Origin of the sequence: Pinirhizobacter sp. (genome assembly GCF_036499745.1) — a bacterium.
Taxonomy (GTDB): Bacteria; Pseudomonadota; Gammaproteobacteria; order Xanthomonadales; family Rhodanobacteraceae; genus Pinirhizobacter.
The window spans coordinates 75,775-95,472 of the sequence record NZ_DASYDG010000038.1; the positions used below are offsets into that span (position 1 = coordinate 75,775).

The window sequence follows — 19,698 nt, forward strand, 5'->3', positions numbered from 1 at the left end:
TTCAAATGAGCGGCGTGACTTCCGAACATAGGGCGTTAGCCGGCAGGGGTTTAAGTTCTGTTACGGACCATGATCGGAACGACCTTCAAGGCTGCAATCGGATCTGCAGATCGGCGAGATCTTCTGCCGACATTGCAGTTCCCATAAGGCTATGAAGATATTCCAGCAGGTCTTCCTGACGCGGCTGGCCAAACGCAAGTCGATAGACGGTCAGGCTCCGTTTTAGCCACTCGAGTCTAACAATCTCGCGGCTGAAGGGGAGTATGGGCACGCGGCGTTCGACCTTCACCGGACCTTCGTAGATCCAGTAGGGAATCAGGTCAGAGTCATTCTTGGCCTCGGTGCGGGCGGCATCGAACATGAGCTGCCAAGGATCACCGTGATCTGTCTGGCGCCCACGCACCGCTTCGACCTGCCGATGCGCCAGATTGAGGCGAATCGCATGACCTTTGAAGCGATGGATACGCCCCTCGCGCTGCTCGAGATCGACAGGATTTCCAGGTAAATTCCAGTGGTAGAGTCGATAGCAATAAGGGTGAAAGTCGAGGCCTTCCTGTCCGACGGAAGTTGTGGCTAGCACAAACGGTCGGAACGGTGAGTTGAAGGCGTCGCGAACGCTGGAGAGGCGTGCGGCCCCACCTTCCTCGTCTTTGTAGTCGGCCAAGCGCATGGCGAAGCGCCCGCGCATCTGAAACTTGTTGATCACGAGTTTTTTACCGTCGACCGTCGGATCCTCGACATCGATCTGCGAAGGGCGGATGGCCAACGCCTCCGAGATTGCCTTGCTGATTCCAACGATGCGATCGGCGGCTGGCTTGTCGCCCAAACCCTCGGCGTCGAGCAGATAGTGGACATACTCGTCGAGAACGGCCTGAAGGTTGTGCTCAACGCCGTAACTGAGCACCTGGCGCCAATAGCGCTCATCTTCGTCCTTGCGGAGGAGAGCGACGGCATCATGCTGGTTGAAAAGCGTGCGGAAGCCCCAGGAGATTTGGTTCGCCGCCTTCAGCAAGCGATGATCGTCCCAATCGAGATCGGGGGCAATCCTGTGCAGGGCGCGCAGCGCGCAGACTGCGGGGCTACCAAGAGCGACATCGACCAGGAGGTCAATCAGCGTGTCTGGTACGGGGCCAAAGCTGCGTTCGCTCGTCACGGTCCGCAGTTCGGCGACATGCTCCTTGAAGCCCTCCTCGTTGCCGAGCAGCGCGAGGCCGTAAGGCGAGTTGACCCAGGCGACAGAGCTGGCCTTTGCCATGGCGTCGATGACGGCCGGGGCAGCCCATTCCCAATCACGACCGTCGGCAGTGTCGCCTGACCGCTCGGCGAGTGCGGAGACGCTTTTGCGCAAGCGGTCGGCGACGGCTTTGCGCATGGCTTCGACCGACAGGTCCTCGTCCGACGCCCCAAAGATCGCGAGAGGGTCGGCAAGCCGCGCCAAGGTCGGCGACGGATAGACCAGGTGCATCGCGCGCATAGCGACAAGTCGTCCCTGATTTTGCCGAAATTGGATCGGGCGTGGGCGAACATGACCGAAATATCGCTGCCCCGAAGCGCCGACGCCCATACGGCGCTCAGCCTCGTAGGACAGGATTGCCGCGATCGCATCGGGCACCATCGACCAGGATGAGAAGATCAAAGCCTTGGTCAGCGGCGGTCCGGAACGCGCGGGACCGTAATAGGGCAGAGATGGCGGGATCCACAGATGTTGATCGAGACCATCGCCGAACACGTCATTCATCACGCCGCGCATCCGTCCGTTGGCGGGTTCAAGCGGCTCGTAGGCGTCGAGCTGGTCATGATCGAGCATGGCGGACCGTGCGCTTTCGAGCGCCGCGCACAGATTGGGCGCCGGCTTGTCGAGCTGATTTTTCAAAAGCCGCTTGAGCGCATAGTCGCGCATGAAGTTGAGGAGGTAGGGCGCGGACTTCCAGTATTCGGTGATCTCTGGCGCATCAAGGGCGCGCGCAACGTTCGACACTGCTGCGGCCTGGCGCAGATCAGATGGCAGGATCGTGATGGCCATCGGCGGCTCGCTCACCATTGAGTCGCGCTCGATGGTGCTGGCCACGCGTTCGGTGCGCGCCATTACCTTGCGCAGCCGATCCTCGACGACATGGCGCGCGCCGATGGCCTCGTTGCGCGCGCCGGGCAGCGCATGAAGGAAGCCGCGAAACTCGCGCATTTCGCGTTCCAGCGTCTTGGCTACGTCGGGACCGTTGGTCCGACCGTAGAGGAAGGACAAGGTCTCCAGAAAATCACGGTAATGCTCACTGTCATCGGGTTCGTCACCCGACAAGGTCAGCATCCGGTAGGGTGTGGCGGAGAGCAGCAGCGTGCGCGCGGCATGACCTTTGCCGTCCGAGTAGTCGAACAGCTCGCGAGCCAAATCAGCAGCCGGGGTTTCGCCGTGGAGCAAGTCGCGAAACCGTTGAAACTCATCCATGATGATGAGGTCGGGTTTCAGGGCGTCGATGCAGGCGTGGGAGAGCTTGCCGCGAAGACGACCGATCAAGGCATTGCGCCGCCGGTTCAGCTCTTGAGGATAGGTCTCATGGCGACGCGGGAAGAGGTCGCATACCGCCTCCAGTTCCGTGAACAGCTCGGCATCTTTTTCGACGTCGCGGCGGAAGCGATCGATGATCCGCTGGTCGACACCATCTAGGGACAGCTCGCGGACGGCGGCATTCCAGCCATCAACACCGGCGGACACCTGAAGCAGATTGTGCAGGCCGCGCGGCCGCGACACGCGGTGTTCGAGCATCCGCAGCAGCAAGGCGCGTTCCTGTGTAACGCCTGTGGTCGAGCGCAGGTCAAAGGTCGTGCCCGGTGTCAGGCTGATGAAGTTGACCTTGTTGGCGTCGAGCCCCTGATCGCCCCGGACCTGGAGCGGTATAAGGGTCATGCGGGTCGGCAACGCCAGCTCGCGTCGGCCAAGCACGTTGAGGCGATTGATGTTCTGAGCCGCAATCGCCTGATTGGAACAGATGTAGAGGATATCGATCCGGTCAGTGCTGTCCCAAAGTTTCTCGATGGTGCGGGCGATGACACCGCGCGCGACCATGGTTTTGCCAAGGCCCACTTCGTCCGCGACAAGGAATTGCCTGACGGGATCCTGCTCGCCGTAAAACCGGTCAAACACATAATCGACTGTACGACGCTGAAAGGCCTTGAGCGGAGCGAGGGCAGCTTCGGCTTCAAACCGGTTATCCGCCATGGCTGAGGCTCAAATCATGGAGGGCAATGCGGAAAGCATCCCAAAGGGTTCGGAAATCACTGGGTATCGGATCGGCACCGGTATCGTTGCCGGCCTCCAATCGCGTCATCAGGCGTTCGATCGCATGAAGTCTTTCGCCTCCACGACATAAGGCGCGGACCATATCTTCCAGGAGCGGCGCGTCGTCGGTGGCACTGGCCCAAGCCATGCTGCCGGAACCCTCCTGCGCCGCCAAGGCCGCGCCGAATGGATCGCCGAGTTCTGACAATAGGAGCCGCAGATAGCGGAAGAACGCATCTCGGCTGTCGATCACCCAGCGAAGAATGGCGGCATGGCGTTCGGGCGGGAGGCCTTCCATCACCAGACTGGTGCTGAACAGGGCTGACACCTGGGCACTGTTTGCGGTCAACCGAAAGCCCAGAAAGCGGGTGAGGTCAACGATCGGCATCGCACCGAGATCGACGGCCGTGCCTGCGCGAAGGGCACTCAGAACATCACTGGCGTGGCCGTCTCCCCGGGTGATAGGCCAAACCTGCAGCGAGGCGATGCCGACAAGCGGCAACGGCTCCGTGGGAATGAGCCAGACGCGCCACGGGTGCGCGTCGCCGTCAATGCTCTCGATCCGCTCACAGCGCAGGCGCAATCCACCGCGGCACAAGACGCGGCGTGCGTCGTCGAGCCGGTCCTCTGCGGCGATGGTGGCGGGATCGATGGGTTCAAGCTCGCTGGCAACGAAGGTGCGGGTGAGGCGCCCAAAGCCCTTCTCGCCCATGATCTGCTCGACGCTGCCGACCTTCGATCGCTTGCCTCTGAGCGAGACGAAGAGCTCCACATTGTTCCCCGACAGAAGGGCGGGACGCGTCGCGTTGCCAGACCCAATCGTCAGGATAGTGTCCCAGCCCGTCTCGGCGATGAACGCCTTGGCGTGTAGTCCCTGCAGCGCGCCGGTGGAAACCTCCTCGCCGTCTTCGGTGGCGGCCATTTCGTCGAGGACGGAAACGCGTTCAAAAGCGTCCAGCGTGGCGCTGTCGACGCCAGCCAATTGATCCGGGCGGCTGATGATAACGGGCTTTTCTGCTGTCGGCAGCCCGCTGAGCAGGTTGAGCGCACTGGTATCGCAAAAGGGCGAGATGACGCCCAGTCGCGCGCAGGACGCAGGCTGCCAGATTTTGCCGCCGAACCCGTTGATCGCGAAGCTGACCTCATCGAATGGGTCGGGTACGGTCCACCGGGCGCGCCGAATGTCTTCGGCAACCTCAGCGGTCAGTGTGCGCGCATCGCTGGAGATGCCGGCGACGGCGAGGTCTGGCAGTCGGCTCAGAAGATCGAACAGCGGCCGGTTGTTCGCATCGGGGCGGCGCGTCAGCTCGCCGTCGAGGCGTAGCGAAATGTCCCAGGAACGATCTCGCGTAAGGTTGCGCGATAGCACCAGCAGCCGCAGGAGCGTCGGATCTTCGGCGCGCGTCGGACGATAGCGGAGAGCCCAGAGCTTGGGATGGAATGCACCCTCGCGCGGTGCGGCGACTTCGACAATGATGCGTTCGAGCAGAGAGCAGAGCCGTGAATGAGGGCGGCTTTGAGCATGAAGATGCCCTGCATCGGCATAGATGACGAGGCGTCCAGCGATCCGCTCGGCGCCTTCGAGCAGCGCCAGCGGGTGGGTGAGAATGTCGTCGCGATTTTCAGCCGCGAACAGGGCGAGGCTGACGGGTGCGGCGAGCGCGGTTTCGAAATCGAGCGAGAATGTCGTCGCGATCGCCGCGTCGAAGACATAGCCCGGAGGGGGCTGAAGGCTGTCGCCGTAGAGAACGCGGGTTTCCGGATCGAGCGTCGTTCTATTCAGCACTGGCAAGATCCCGCAGGTGCGACTTGGCTTGCGCCCATCGGAAGGTCAGCGGCTCGACACCAGAAGCGCCTGTCCAACGGTCTCGCACGGCTCGGTTGGCAAATCGGGACTGGTTTGTTTTCAGGTGCCGCTCGCGATCCTGCACAAGACGGGCGGCCGGTGTCAGCGCACCGTCTAGGACGCTGCCTGCGGTCAACAGGCCAAGCCATTCGGTGACGAAGCGTTTGGCGGCGGGCCGGATGCTGTGTGCGGGATGAACGATCGCCGCCCAGAAGGCATCGAGTGACCAAGCCCGGATCGCTGCCATGTCCAGGCTGGATTGCCATTCGGCAAACCGCATCTCGTATTTTTCGATCCATTCGGCCCGATCGCGCAGCCGACTGAGCAGCAAGTTGTAGAGCAGTGAGGCGCCGTGCATCACGCTGGAGAATATCGCGCCATGGCTGACCAATGTGCGGGCGTCGTCAGGGAAATCGGCAAGATGGGGGTGCTCCCAGATGTTGTCGCATTCAGCTTGCCTGGACCCGCTTCGCGCTAAAAACGCCAAGAGGCTGTGCGGTTGGTGGGCGATGAGCCGGTCGATGATGAACTGGGCCTCGTCGAGCGAGAGCTTGAACTGCGTAAGGTCGAGCAGGTCGGTGGGACGCCTTGGTAGCGTCGGCGTCCAGATCTGAAGGGCTTGGGCCTCGGACGCGGAATCCTCGCTTTCGCGGACACGAGGCCGCGCGCGTTGGAGATGGCGCATGGAGGAAAAGAGGTTGTCGGTTGAGCCCGGGAAGAGACGGATGCCCCATGTGCCAAGCCCGGCCCAGTAGACCGAACTGGGCAGTCTCTGGAGGTCCGCACCCGCATCCCTGCCAATGATGCCGTTGGACTCGCCGCTGGCCTTGAGCGCGTTGGCGAGCCGGTTTTCGAGGGCGCGCGCTTCGCGCGCGAGCTGGTCCGCCCCGGCCGATGATCCTTCGAGCATCTGGAACAACCAAGGGATGAACAACATGTAGCGCAGCCGGGTTTGGATCGTGCTGGTGCCCGGGAAAAGGTGATCGGCGATCGAATCGCGGATGCCGCCCAGGCCCAGTTCGTCGCGGGTTTCCCGCTCCTGGAATAGCGCCATGATCCGCTGCGCGCGCTGGCGCTCGGCTTCATCGAAATCAATCCAGGCAAGTGAAGACATTGACTACCCTTCTCCTAGCCGACGATGGCCGCTGGCGTTGCTTCAACCGCAATGATCTGACCTGTTGTGACGAACACGATCAGACCGCGTCTGCTGCCTGTCATATCGAGATAGGCCCGCACTTGCGCGCGGTAGTCGCTGAGAGTTTCGGTTGTTGGCTGCACATCGCTTTTCCAGTCGACGACAACGTCGGGCTTACCCGCGTTGTCGAAACTGGTGGCGTCAGCGACTCCCACGGTCACCTGCTCGACGCAGTCAAGGTCCACCGCTGCATACACGGCCAGTTCGGGCACCAACGTCTGACGCAGCTCCGCGATCTCGGGGAGCGCCAATGTGCGGACGACGCATCCGGAAAGCTCGTCTGGAGAAAGGCCCTGCGAAGGGTCTGCCATGATAGGCCGGCCGATCTCGACAATGAGCTCCTGTGCGCGTTCGCTGAGTGCTCCGGCATCGTCAGGCGTCTCGCCGGTCAGGATTTCTTCCAGCAGCTTATGCAGGATCAGGCCCCTTTCGCGGCCGCCCTGAACATTGGGGCGCACCGCCTCGTCGGGCTGACCGGCCTCCGACGCTGCCCAGATTTCAACCGCTTCCGGGGTCAAAACCGGTCCATCGGCGCTTTCGTCGCGGCTTGGTGCAAGCCAGATCAGGCGACGCTGGCGCGCTACGATCGATGCCGCTTCAGCGGCAAAGTCATCGCGGGTCTGATCGTTGGCCTCGCCGCCTGCGGCAAGGTCGAGCTCGGGCGGCAAATGCGAGAGGTCGAGCGCCGGCAGTTCGGCAAGCGAAAGATCCAGAAGCGAAATCCATGCCGACTTCGATTGCGCCGCGTCGAGGCGTGGAAGCACCAGAAGCTCGCGGGCGCGAGTTGCTGCGACATACCACAAGCGAATGCGCTCGCGGTTGAGTTCGGCCTTCTCAGCCTCCCGCGCAGCGTCATAGCCAACGGGCTTCACCCCAAACACCGGGCAGTAGAAGGTATCGCTGTCGCGGTCGGTCACCGCGCTTTCGGGCGCCATGATGCCGGTCATCGTGTTGATCGGGACGACGATCGGCCATTCAAGGCCCTTGGCCGCGTGCATCGTGTAGAGCGCCACGGCCTCTTCCTGAGCATCGGGCCGTCCCTCGATCGCGCGGGCCTCATCGGTCCACGCCGCTGTCATCGTCTCGGCGAAAGCGCACAGACCGCGAACAGCAAAGGACGTGGTCAGGCTGAGATAGAGATCGACGTTGGCAAGCGCGCGCTCTGCATGGCCGCGATGGCGTTCCAGCAAGATGGGGCGGACCCGCAGCGCGCCCACCGCTTGCGACAACAGATCGTGCGGTGTGGTGCTGTTGGTTTGACGATAGAGCGCCTGTAGCGTTTCAATGGTCGAGCGGGCCAGCGGATGCCCAATATGCTCCACCTCAACGCCGAGATCGAGCCGGGGCAGCCGTTCGGGATCGTCTTCGGCACGAGGAAGCGCCCAGATGACGTCGAGCAGTTCCTCTTCGGTCAGACCGACGAGCGGGCCGCGCAGCAAGGCCCCGAGGGCGAGCGTATCTCGGCGGTCGGCGAGAACACGCGTCAGCGCGATCAGATCCTGGATCTCTTGGCGGCGGAACAGGCCTTTACCTGCTTGTGTGGCGACCGGGATGCGGTGGCGCTCGAGCGCCTCTTCGTATCGCCAAAGATCACTGCCAGTGGGCGCGAGCAACGCAATGTCGCCTGGCCTGCAACGTCGACTGGCGCCGGAGCGACGATCGAGGATCATCTCACTGCTAATCAGCCGGGCGCACATTTGGGCGATCGCGTCGGCTTCACCGTCGCGCTGTTGCTCGGCTGAGGCCTTGCCGTTCTCGTCGGCAACAGCGATGTCGAGAGCAGCAACACAAAGCGCCTCGCCGCGATCGGCGTGAAAAGGGTCGAGCGCCGTGAAGCCGGGTTGTCCCTCGCTCGAAAGCAGCGCCTTGAAGCGGTCGTTCACATAGGTCAGGATCGGCGCGCAGGAACGGAAATTGGTGGAGATCGCCAGGACGCTGTCAGGGTCCTGCGCGAGATAGGCATCGCGCGCCCGGACATAGGCGCTGACATCGGCGCCGCGGAAGCGATAAATCGCCTGCTTGGGATCGCCGACGAGGAAGAGCGCTCCGGGACGGATGATGAATGCGCTCCAGTCCGCGCTCGCGACCCCGGCCGGCGGATCGCCGCAGAGGCGCCAGAAGATTTCCGTCTGAAGCGGGTCTGTATCCTGAAACTCGTCGACAAGGACGTGGCCGAAGCGGGCGGCGAGGGACCGTCGGACATCGTCGTGATCGCGCAAAAGATCGCGCGCCGCGAAGATCAGATCATCGAAATCAAGCTGGGCGGCCGAACGCTTGTAGTCCCGGAAACGGGCCAGCACAGACTGCACCTGAGCGATGAGGTCGCACAGGACGCGACTGGCGACGTTCTGGACCAATTCCTGCCAGGTTTGGCAGCACGCTGCGTAATGCGCGTCCGCCGCGATATTTAGCCGCTCGCCTTCGGTCTTGGCGAAGCCTTCGCGCTTGGCGGCTTCGACCCATTTGCCTTTTTTCTTGTAGACAAGGAACGAGCCGGCTTTGGTGCAGAGGTCGGGATGCGGCGGCGTAACCAGAAGTCGCACCAAGCCGGCTGGCGTTTCGACGACCGGCCCGCTGTCCAGCTCTGCGGCCATTCCGGCGAAGCGCTCGGCGAGCAACGCGGTTTCTCCCTCCACCGCTGGCGCGGTGCGGATGAACTCCATCAGACCCTCGACGGCGTGATGGAAAGCGCCCAAGTGCGGGGCCAGGACGCTGACCGGCGCCGCGGAGACGGTCCTGCGTTTGCGCAGGTTGGCGACGATCTTGTGGATCAAGCCCACGGTTTCGCCGGGATTGTGCAGCACCATTTCCTCGATGATGCCGCCTCCACCACCCGAAAGCTGTTCGCGCAGCCACGTTTCGACGATTTCGATGAATGCGAGATCGGCCTGGTTGCGGTCCATTACGCTCGCGCCGGGATCGATGTCTGCCTCGACCGGGTAGGGTTTGATCAGCCGCTGGCAGAAGCCATGGATTGTCGAGCAGGTGATCTCGTCGATAACCGATGCTGCGGCCGCAAGGTTCCGGCTGTGGTTGGCTGACAAGCCGTCAGGAAAAGCAGTGCGCAGTTCAGTCGGAATTGTGCCGGCCGCGAGGTCGGCGACGAACTCGCGAGCGCGGATCAGCAGCTCGCTTGCTGCCAGTTCTGTAAAGGTGACGGCTGCGATCGACTTGGGCGCGATGCCCTCTGCGAGCATAGCGGCGATGCGGCCGGCTATCACGGCGGTTTTGCCGGAGCCTGCGCCGGCTTCGACCAGGATCGAGCGGTCGTGGACGCCGATGGCGGTGCGGCGGGCGGCGTCATCGGGCAGTGTCTTGGTAGCAGCGGTCATCACTGTGCCTCCCAGACCAGCGCAGCATCGCCGAAAGCTTCGGTAGCGGCAGGCAGTTTTCGTTTGCAGTAAGTGGCGCCCGCATTGGCCGGCAGGGCGAACGCCAGATCGTCGTAGGCGCCGCCAGTGTCGGGACCGATGAGGGCCAGACCGGATTGAAGGTTCGCCCGGGCGGCTTGCAAGTAGCCGGTAATCTCGGTGAGCGTCGCTTCCGGGTGGCCGAGTTGGAAGTCGACCTGATCGCGCGGAAACAGTAGCGATGCACTGATCGACACGTCGTCGCCAAGGAGCGCCTTGACGGCGAAGGCATAGAGGCAGCGTTGCAACTCGCGGCCACCATCGAGGCTGATATCGTCCTTGGGCGGCCGTCCTGTCTTATAGTCGCGAACGAGCGCGCGCTTCCCGTCGCCGGCAATGTCCAGGCGATCAATATAGCCGGCGATGCGAAAGCCGGTTGCGGGGATTTCGACGGGTGTCTGCGAATCCCACGGGCTGGCGGCGTCCGCCTTGGGCGTGGCGCCGCCGAAGGCGACTTCGCCGAAGGAGCGGGCGTCGGGCAGATGCTCGTCACCGTAAGTCAGGGCGCGCGTGGTGAGAAGCTGGGCGTCGTGGAGCGTCCGCCGCCAGATTAGAGCCGGTGGGACCGATCGTTCGGTTTCCCAAATCACGGCGATTCTGGTTGCAGCATCCTGCACGGCGCCAGCGACTTGCGCTTCGTCAGCCGCGGCGAGCCTGCCGTTCTTTTCAAGCGTCGCAAGCGCCAGATCGAGTGTCATGTGAACCAGGTCGCCCATGGCCAATGCATCGAGGACAAGCGGATCAGCACCGCTCTCTGGGGCGCGCAGGCGCATCCCGTAGCGCCATACGAAGCCGAGCGGGTTGCGAAGCAGCACGCGAAGTGAGCTGGCCGATTGGGTACGGCCGAGGATAGCTTGCAGGAGAGGATGGTTGGCGCGGACAAGTCCATCGTGCGGTGTGATCTCCTTGCGATGCCAGTTCCGCCAGGCTGTGGTGGCGCTGATGGCCTGGCTGTCCCGCGCGAACTCATCGGGTCGCGCCATGAGCCGATCGGTCTCGCTGAATGCGTGAGCCGGAGCCGCATTGCGACGGATATAAATCTCGTCAGATGCCGGACCGAGCAGTGCGCTGCGCCCCAGCAAGCGGCCTTCGCCGTCGCGACGGGCGCGCGACATGACGATCTCACCGCTTGTCGTGGCGAGGATAGTCTCGAAATCTCGCCGATCCGCCGCGCCGACCGGCAGTGGGTCCAGCTCGGCGGTTGGGACGATGTGATCGGAAATCAGACGGTCTTCGGAAATGCCGCGCGGCCAGCGAGATGAATTCATGCCGATCAGCCTAACGAAACGGCGCGGTGAAGCCGCCAGGGCGCTTGCAGGCATCCAAGCCACGGAAACGCAGGCCTCAAGCCCGTCATCTTGTTTCAGGCTTTCCAGCGCTGCATCGAGCGATCCCGATGGTCCAGCCAGAAGAGCCTTGCGCCAGATCGCCAGGGCGCGACCGGACAAAAAGGCTACGCCAATCTCGTCGACTGCCGGATGTCCCTTCGCCAACAGATCGATGATGCCACGCAGGGTCGGCGTATGGTCCTTCGCGTCGGGCCAGTCGGCGGCGTTCAGCCGGTCCAGCAAGCGTTGCCAAGATGCCAACGATGCCAGCGGCGCATCGGTTGGCAACATTCGCAGCCAGCCCTGCGGCAAGCCGCCAAACCGGCCGGTTCCCGAACTGCACAACGCAGCGAGCCGCCGCATCCGGGTCTGCGAAAAGCCGTGAATGAGGAGATCGGCGAGCGCCGCAGCCGCCTGGCCGTCCCGTGTTGTCGTGACCTTGATGCCGTGAACGAAATGAAGATCCAGGTTCGCATCGGCGCGCAAGGCGAGGAGATGGTCGTCATAGTCACCGGTCGACGCAGCCGCGATCGCGATATCGGCGGGCTCCGCTTCGCCTGAGGCCATCAGGCCCCGCGCCCATCGAACGGCTTCGATCGCCTCGTGATACGCGTTCGCGGTGCTGACCGTGCTGACTACCGGAGCGGTCACATCTGCGCGGTTGATCATCACGTCGTACGCGTCCAGCCACGGCGGGGTCGGCCGAGGGCCGGCTGTCCAGGTTACCGGGGTATGCACGGTGAGTTCCTGCAAGAGCGGACGCCAGCACGGGGAAAGCTCTGTGATTCCAACGATCTCAACCGGACCCAAAACCGCACGAGCGTGAGCAATGCGCTGCAATGCGCGGCCGACGAGATCGGTGGGACGCATCATGCCGGGCGGTAACTGGGCGAGAACCGCAGCTTCCAGGCGCGCGATCGAGTCGAGGCGAGGATGATCCCCGGCGCGTGCGGCAAGGTCGATACCTGCCCGCCACGCCTTGTGGAGTGTGTCGGCCGCCGCTGCGATCATGCCGGGAAGCAGCTTGATGCTTTCCAGCTCTCCAAGGGTCGCGCCCGGCAGCACGGCCTGCATCGCGCTTCGCAAACACTCGTCATCGATCGGACGGGCGAAGCCGCCGGCCAACCGGACCGCGAGTTGTTCAAATGACATGATCTGCACGCCGTGTCGGTGCTGGCGCGCCGCGTCGAGGCGCAACTCGCGCATCGCCAAGCGGCCATGGGCAACCACAGTCCGACGCCTAAAAAGAGAATTCATATGCCCAATCCCTGGCTTGGAGTGCTTCAAAATGCCGCTTCAAGCTAAATATGCGCGCAGCCACAGCTACGAGCGATCGCGAAGCCCCTGTGGCCTTGTTTATCGATTAGTGTGACGCGGTTGTCAAGTAGAGTGATGGAGCTGTTGAAACACGGTACCTATCACGGGATGGCACCAAAAGTTAGTCTGACCCAGGCCCAGGCCCAGGCCCAGGCCCATGCGAGCGATGGCCGGCTTGCCTATGACGTCCTTTTCGCGCGGCCCCGCCTTCGGGGACCGAGGTGAACGCCCATCTGACTTGGCGTATTTATGCCAAAGTCGTCGCATGCGAGGTTTTGTACATAAACCTCTAAGGTGACAAAGATCACTGAAAATAAGGGGCCGGGATGATCTCCCGGCCCTCGTTGGGTACAACCTTGGGTACAACCGGAGCGGCAAAATCCGGCCGTTATGTACTGCACAGCCTTATGCGTTCCATGGCTAGGTGTTGCGCGCCTACGCACCTAATTGTTCAAGTACATCGGCCCACCTCTGTAGCGCTTCTTTACGCTCATCGAGGTAGTCATGGCGGTTGCATATGCCGCTGATGCCGCTGACGCGATGATTAAGGCAGCGCTCCGCAACGACGGAGGCGGTGCCCAAGGCTTCCAATTGCGTACGGCTCGTTCGGCGAAGGTCATGGATACAAAATGGGCCAGTACCCACCAGCGTGGGCCGCAGACGCGCCGACGCCGCGGCATTGAGTGTCCCAAGGTGGATGTGCGTGGTCGTTGCCTTCGACATGGTGCGAGCCGGGAGCAGCCAGGGGCTGTCGCCGGATAATCGGCATAACTCCGATAGGGCCAGGACCGCCTGGCGGGGTAGTGGCACCGGGGTTGTCTTTGCTTGCGCATACGGACAACCCCAGCCTACGGGATCGTGCCGCTTCTGCATAATGGGAGGCGGCCGCCTTACTTTTATCCATCGCATCGAATTACGAAACGCTCGCTTCATCCTTCAGCGGGCGCCTACCCGAGGTCAGTTCAGCCTTTTGAACTCGGCGTCGATCGCCTCAGCTTCAACCCGCCATGCCTGGAAATGCCGCTGACGTGCACGGCTTTCGTCCAGATTGCTGTGCAGCTCCTGGCGACGTGTGTTGAGCAGCAAGTAATCCGGGAAGAATTCCTCTTTGAAGCGCTCCGAGTTCACGAGGGCAAGGAAGTCCTCACGCTGCTTTTCGAAATTGCGGACCATCGTCGCGACTGCCTTCTTGAAGGCCTCTTCGCGTTTGTATTGCTCCCAGCTGTCCCAGGCTTCGAGGGCCACGCCGAGAAAGGCAAGCGCGCCATTGGCTCCCTTGGCGACATTCACCGCGCCCCAAGGCTTGAATTTCAGATACTTGCCGATATCCATGCCTACCGTCTTAGCGATGGTAGTCAGACCATCGCGTGCCGCCAGCACCGTGGTGTTAGTGATGAAATTGCCTTTCAGAACGTGGTTGATGCCCTGTTTGCCCAAGGTCTTGACCGTAGTATTGAAGTGGTTGACCTCGTTGTCGAAGCCTATCTGCATCTTCCCGACTTCGAGCGTGATCGACTGGGTCTGGCGGCTGAATTCATTTTGCAGACGGGTGGACAGGATGATGCCCTCGGCGCCCACTTCGCGTTCGAAGAACTCCGCGAAGGTTTCAAGGCTGCAACCCTTGGCCTGCAGGATAAGGTCGGAGAAGTAGCGCGCAGCGAAATCGCGAAGACTGATCCGCGCCTCTTCGATCTGTTGCCCGGTTGCTGCCAGTTGCTTGCCCAGACGAGAGTTGAGCGCGTCGAGCCTTTCGACTTCCACAGACACCTTCTCATCGTTATCGATGGCAACGGGCAGCTGCTTGCTCAGCACGTCTCGGATAACGCTGGCGAGCATGTCGTTGACCAGTGCGGTGCTGCCACCATTCTGCTGAATCTTTGCCGTGGTGGCCGTCTGGAGTGTGTCGATATGGGACAGAGCCTTGAACTCTTCGGGGTTGCCCAGCCAGTGCTCCACACCCAGGTCGAAGGGATTGGCGGCGACGGCGACAATGGACAGCGCCGCTGCTTCGTCGTCAGTCAAGGAAATCTGATCGCGAAGCCGGCTCTCCACGTTGTCCCGTTTGACCTTCAAATGAGTCAGGTAGTCCTGCTCATCCTCTACGTCAGCCACTTCGTCAAAACGGCTGAGCACGAATACTGTGCGTGGCAGCAGATCCAGTGTGCGGAATAGCCACGTCAGGTCATCTCTGTGGCTGTCCTTGACGGGGTTGGTCGAGTTCATCACGTAGAGAACCAGGTGGGATTCGCTTACGTACTTTTTGGCGATGTCCTTGTACTTCTCGACGGCGTTCGTTTCTGCGTTCTGCTGTTCTTTGAAGCCGTACAGACCGGGAGTGTCGATCAGCAGGAAATCGTCGCCAACTTCGTAAAGTTTCACCTCGTTCGAGGATTCCTGGTGGCTGATCTTCATGCTGGATCTGTCCAGCTTTTCCATCCAGGCCGCCGCGATCGAAGTCTTGCCTTCAGAGAAGCCGCCAATCAGTGCGACCTTGAGCTTCTCACCAGACACGCTGCTGATGACGTTCATCAGCTTGCTGCTCAACGCCGGGTCTATCGATACGCCTGCCTGTGCTCCGTGGCCAAGGAAATTCTGAAGCCTCTCCAGTAGCGTCAGTGCATCTGCCTGTTGATCCTTGAAGGTCTTGAGAGTGTTTTCCATCAGAGGTTTCCTGCGAGTTCGATTTTGCGGGAGAGGATTTGCAGGCGAGTGGTCGAGCGCGACAGCGTCCTCACCTGGTTGGCAGCCTGCCTGGCAGGCGCTTCGAGGGCTTGATCCAGCTGGTCGATAGTCTTCTGCATCTCGCCCAGGGCGCTGTCCAGACTTTCGCGCAGCATGTTCCGCAATTTATTGGTAGCGCGAAGCAGACTCGTATCGACGGCCTGGCGTTGCTGCGACATCTTGTAGTCCGTGCTAATCGCACTCCAGACCGCTTTGCCGATCGATACCACCGCGCCCAATATCGATGCCCCAGCGATCCACAGACTGGCGCCGCCGGTGAATGGAGCTGCGGCGATACCCACCAGGCTGGCCAACAGGGACACCACCTTGATGCCATTGTCGATTTTTATGTTGAGGTCGAAAGGCTGGTTGAATTCGATACTGCCGAGTCTTCCGTAGCTTGAGGTCAACTCCTGGGCGTGTTCTTCAAACCCGGCGAGAATATCTTCGGCGGCCTTCTGAAATTTACCGACTTCTACGTTTACTGCAACGGGCATTTCCTTGCCAAGCTTTCCCTGCATAGCCTCAAGCTGTTTGGTCAGTTCGCTTTTGAAGGTGTCGTTGCTGATATCTCTTCGAATGCTGGCATAAACGCCGCCACGCACCTTGCTGGCAAGGCTGTCGATCAGGGTTTCTCCACTGGACTCAAGGCGTTTTCGCAGCGATCCAAAGCTGCTGCTCAACTGGATCTTGGCGCTTTGCTCTTCCTGCGAGAGATTTTCTGACAGCGCATGCAGGGCTTGCTGAATGCCTGAAAGGGTTTGGGTGGTGTGGTTAAGCGCCTCATTAGCCTTGTTGAAGTTGGCCCGAATGATCTTGGCCTCACCATTCTGGATGACCTGGCCACTGAGCAGTTCCAGAAAGGAGCGCAGACAAGATCTTTCCAGCAACTCGTCGGCACCGAAGTCCTCAAGTACTTTGCTGCGGCGCCTGGCATTCTGCGAATCCGGCGCGAAGTGATCGGTGGAAGCGAGAAAGGCAGAAAGCGCGCTGAGCGGAAACACATGCCTATAGTGCTTCCCGAGCTGCTCGCGCATTCTTTGATCAAGCGTAGCAAGGCTGGCGGCTTCGTCTTCGGAAACCAGTGGGCGGCCAGTCAGTGATTGCCTGGGGTTGGTAATCTTCTTGTTAAAGATGGTCCACACCTCGGTTTGCGCCCCCAAGTGCTGCTTGATCTTTTCCAGTGTGCCCTGCTGCTTTCCTTCGCCCGTTTGTGGCGGCGCGGCCTGGTTGGTGACGTAGAACACCGCGTGAGCGGTCTGGACGGCACTTTCTATCTGGTCCAGGACCAGACCTTCTTTGCCCTCGATGCCGGGTACATCCAGCAGCGCAAAGCGTTGGCCATCCAGTTCGAATTCATAGCGCTGCGTCTCGCGGGTGAAATCACTCGACCCGTGTCCGATGATTTGACCGTCAGCATGAACCTGCAACTCTCCCAGCAATTGTGCAAGCTGAGTCTCCTGTTCAGTGCGGTGGTGAGTCAGCGTCCGCTGCTGCTGCGTCGTATCCGCCTGTTGGGCGGAAAGCGCCGCACACGCCTCGTCGCGCCTTGCCGCTATCTCGAGCACCTGATGCTCCATGGCAATACGCTCTTTTTCCGCCTTCGTCTGTTCGACATACAGCGTTTCGGCAGCCCTGTTGCGTTCAGCTGAGGTGACAGTCAATGCAGCGGCGGCTTCATTCAGTTGATGCTCTTCAGGCATCTTTCTGAAAAGGTTCAGCAGCCTCTGCCACGGCGAAGCGCTACTCTTGCGTTCCACAATAAGCGAATGCAGGCGTGTGACGGCGGCAAGAGCGTCTCCGTGAGATTGCTCGTGCTGGGAAAGCGCTTTGCCGAGGCGTTGCTTCACCTCACCGGACCGTGCGTCGGCATGATCCAGCGCTTCCTGGGCATGACTTAAAAGTTGTTGGAACTGCAGTACCGTGGTGGTCAGTTCCTGCGTCAAGGTCTCAAGTCGCGCTTCGACTTCATCAATGTTACGTTGCAGCCCTTTTTTGGCTTCATCAGTCAGGACGTGCTGCTCTCGCAGCTTGCGAAACACCTGCTGACTCGCCACCTTTCCAGGCTCCTGAAGGAGAATGCGCAACGTCTCGATGAGGGTCGATTTGCCCGCGCCGGTCTCGCCGTAAAACGCAATGGTGAACGTATTCCACTCAGCGTTCTTCTCAAGTTGCGCGAGCCGATCGAGCAATAATTCCCGATGTTCGGTAAGCCGTAGGAGCGCCTCTTCGCGAGCACGGTTCAACGCTTCGTCGTCCGCGGGATGTCTCAGTTCACCGATAATAATTGCCAGCTCGTCGTTGATTTGCTGGTAGACATCACTTGGGCTATTCAGTTCTAGTGTCATGTTGTGTTCTTCGGCGAGATCTTCGGGCCTCTGCTTTCGCAGGAGCGCTTCAGCGGGTGTTTGAGCGGGCTCAGACGAGCTGGGCGCGTGAGCATTCTTAAAGCGAGTTTCGGCCAGCACTTCATTCAGCCGCTTCCAGTAGTCGCCGTGGCCGAAATCTTTCACCTCGATGCTCTCGAAGTGCTCGACCTCATTACGACCCAGGGAGATCTCGCCCCAATTCAACAGCAGGATCCGGTCTGTCTTGGAAAAGGCATTGATAAGCCTTCCCTTGAACCGTTCGCGCAGGTGTTGCGCCTCTATGGCGGTAACCTCGACGGTGGCCGCCATCAGTAGGACATCGTTGACAGCCAACTGCGGTCGATACGAAGAATTCTTCAGGCTGCTGATAATCAGTCGCCCACCGAGCGAGTGTCCGATCAGGTTGATGGTGCGGATCTTTGGATGGTTGCTACGCAGATAATCCTGCAACTGGTCAAACAGCACCGCCCCCATATGCTCCGCCCGCGCGCGGGCTTGAGTGAAGTTGTCCATCCGGTCCAAGGCAAACGCCCCCGGAATACCAAGGACGTTGAGGGACAAACTCGACATTGCAGGGACGAATTTCAGACCTGCTGCGAGAAGTGCCGGAAGTGAGGATGCGTCGAAACGAAGAAGATGGTTCGAAGGCCAGAACGCAAAGATATTGGTGTAGTTGCTTAGCTGATCCGGGATCTTGTCGAGCAGGAACCGCCTGTCCTCATCGCTATGCCCTGCACTGTAGCCATGGACAAAGACGTTGGCTTCTGTGGTGTCCGGTCCAGCGAATGGCGAGGTTTGAAACTGAAACGAGTGGGGCACCGATTCTCCTTATCCACGGCCATGCTATTTCGAGGCTTGGCGGTCAGACTTATTCGTGGGGGTTGGACTGTGGGCTTAGTTGGTACAGCGAAGCAGCTTTCACCGCCTCTTGCCTGATCTCTTCGCGAAGCTCCGCCGGTTCCATCACTTCCACGCTGCTTCCAAATGCCTTAAGCCACCAGCGCAGGGTCTGGTCCGCCTCTACGGTAGCTGTCACCTCAACGCGCCGGATATCGGGCATGTCGGTGATTTGCTGATCGGTCGACAGGCGCGTCTCACGGAGGTGTTCGGCGGCCTCAGGGGTGAAACGCGCGACCAGGCGTATGGGGCCTTGTGACTCGTATTTAGCCGCCGTGCGGACATAGGTGGCGAACACGAAGTCGTCAGGGGACGTGGCGGCGTCACGGGTGACCGCCGTGCTGGATAGGCGGTGCACGGCCAGCTGACGGATATCTGCGTAGTGAAACAGCGTGCAGACCAGGTATTGAACCGAGCCACGCATGATCAGCCCAAGTGGGTGAATCGTAATTTCTCGCGCCTCGGTAGCGCCCTTGGACCGATAGGTAGCGACCAGCTGATGCCGCATGGCGAGTGCCTCATGCACGTCGCCCAGCACGGAACAATCCATAGCGGGCGGCAATAGGGCGAGGGAGGTCGGAATGACAGCCGTGCGTCGGTGCCACTCGTTCCACGCGCCGTTCGCCAGCTCCTGGTTCGCCTGATCGAAGATCGGCGCGAGTTCGCGCATCAGGCTATCGGGCATCAGCGTGCGCAGGTGAAGCTGCGCGAGTAATAGCGCAACGGCCTGCGAAATGCTCAGCTTGGGCGCGAACCCGAAGTTCGGATCCTTCACCCAGCACCAGCCGAATGGCTTACTGGTTTCATTGGCAATTAGCGGGAAGCGCGCTGAGAGCGACTGCAGGTCACGCTCGACAGTGCGGCGGCTTACGTCGATGCCTTGTTTAGCCAGCGAATCGCGGAGGTCCGCTACCGTGGTGGGCCAACGGTTCGGTGGAATCAGGCGCAACAGACTCCATTGGCGCCATATCGTGTCACTCGTTGCAGTACTCACGTGCTCCGCCCCCTGCGGCTATCGACGATCTCCATGATGCATCGATGTGCGACGTAGTATGTCGCATCAAAACGCAGAATGGGATACGACGGAACGCCTGGCACGGCATGGACGCCGAATGCCCCTCACGCCACGGCGTGAGATTTATTTGCGTTGGAGGAATATTGCCGTGTTCAAGTTTATTGGTGGTGCGGTTGTGTATGGGTTTGCCCTCTTTGGCCTGTGCACTTATCTGTCGGGCGTCAATAATCCGACGGCGGGTGACTGAGCATGTGGGGCAAGGTGAGGAGCTGGACCTTCGAGTGCCTCGACTGCGAATGGCGCAAGACGACCCCGCCCACGGGTGA

General features: G+C 60.9%; 9 protein-coding genes. All 9 read right to left on the minus strand.

Annotated elements, in window-relative coordinates:
- Positions 1–85: 85 nt before the first annotated feature.
- Positions 86–3,214 (minus strand): helicase, encoded by a 3,129-nt coding sequence (locus tag VGM61_RS13900; protein ID WP_331523425.1) that lies wholly within the window; start codon positions 3,212–3,214, stop codon positions 86–88.
- Entirely contained in the window at positions 3,204–5,060 is a 1,857-nt protein-coding gene (locus VGM61_RS13905) for a phospholipase D family protein (RefSeq protein WP_331523426.1), read from the minus strand. Before VGM61_RS13905 ends, VGM61_RS13900 begins: the two co-directional genes overlap by 11 nt.
- Positions 5,050–6,234: a DUF6361 family protein gene (locus VGM61_RS13910; protein WP_331523427.1), complete on the minus strand. Its 1,185-nt coding sequence runs from the start codon at positions 6,232–6,234 to the stop codon at positions 5,050–5,052. Before VGM61_RS13910 ends, VGM61_RS13905 begins: the two co-directional genes overlap by 11 nt.
- Before the next feature lie 14 nt (positions 6,235–6,248).
- Positions 6,249–9,647 carry a UvrD-helicase domain-containing protein gene (locus VGM61_RS13915; protein WP_331523428.1) on the minus strand — a complete coding sequence of 1,133 codons (3,399 nt, stop codon included), beginning with the start codon at positions 9,645–9,647 and terminating at the stop codon, positions 6,249–6,251.
- A complete protein-coding gene (locus VGM61_RS13920) occupies positions 9,647–12,259 on the minus strand; it encodes a PD-(D/E)XK nuclease family protein (RefSeq protein WP_331523429.1) in 2,613 nt (870 codons plus the stop codon). Before VGM61_RS13920 ends, VGM61_RS13915 begins: the two co-directional genes overlap by 1 nt.
- A 546-nt stretch (positions 12,260–12,805) precedes the next feature.
- Entirely contained in the window at positions 12,806–13,093 is a 288-nt protein-coding gene (locus tag VGM61_RS13925; RefSeq protein WP_331523430.1) for a hypothetical protein, read from the minus strand.
- A gap of 234 nt (positions 13,094–13,327) precedes the next feature.
- The gene (locus VGM61_RS13930; RefSeq protein ID WP_331523431.1) at positions 13,328–15,031 is read right to left on the minus strand and encodes a LeoA/HP0731 family dynamin-like GTPase; all 1,704 of its coding nucleotides are present in this window, start codon (positions 15,029–15,031) and stop codon (positions 13,328–13,330) included.
- The gene (locus VGM61_RS13935) at positions 15,031–18,279 is read right to left on the minus strand and encodes a DUF726 domain-containing protein (protein WP_331523432.1); all 3,249 of its coding nucleotides are present in this window, start codon (positions 18,277–18,279) and stop codon (positions 15,031–15,033) included. The genes VGM61_RS13930 and VGM61_RS13935 overlap by 1 nt, the downstream gene beginning before the upstream one ends.
- 49 nt (positions 18,280–18,328) lie before the next feature.
- A complete protein-coding gene (locus tag VGM61_RS13940) occupies positions 18,329–19,306 on the minus strand; it encodes a WYL domain-containing protein (protein WP_331523433.1) in 978 nt (325 codons plus the stop codon).
- Between the last annotated feature and the right edge of the window lie 392 nt (positions 19,307–19,698).

Bases quoted from the DNA above. Each gene is read 5' to 3' on its own strand.
- VGM61_RS13910 (WP_331523427.1), bottom strand. From the start codon at position 6,234: ATGTCTTCACTTGCCTGGATTGATTTCGATGAAGCCGAGCGCCAGCGC.
- VGM61_RS13925 (WP_331523430.1), bottom strand. From the start codon at position 13,093: ATGTCGAAGGCAACGACCACGCACATCCACCTTGGGACACTCAATGCC.
- VGM61_RS13920 (WP_331523429.1), bottom strand. From the start codon at position 12,259: ATGCGCGAGTTGCGCCTCGACGCGGCGCGCCAGCACCGACACGGCGTG.
- VGM61_RS13915 (WP_331523428.1), bottom strand. From the start codon at position 9,647: ATGACCGCTGCTACCAAGACACTGCCCGATGACGCCGCCCGCCGCACC.
- VGM61_RS13930 (WP_331523431.1), bottom strand. From the start codon at position 15,031: ATGGAAAACACTCTCAAGACCTTCAAGGATCAACAGGCAGATGCACTG.
- VGM61_RS13900 (WP_331523425.1), bottom strand. From the start codon at position 3,214: ATGGCGGATAACCGGTTTGAAGCCGAAGCTGCCCTCGCTCCGCTCAAG.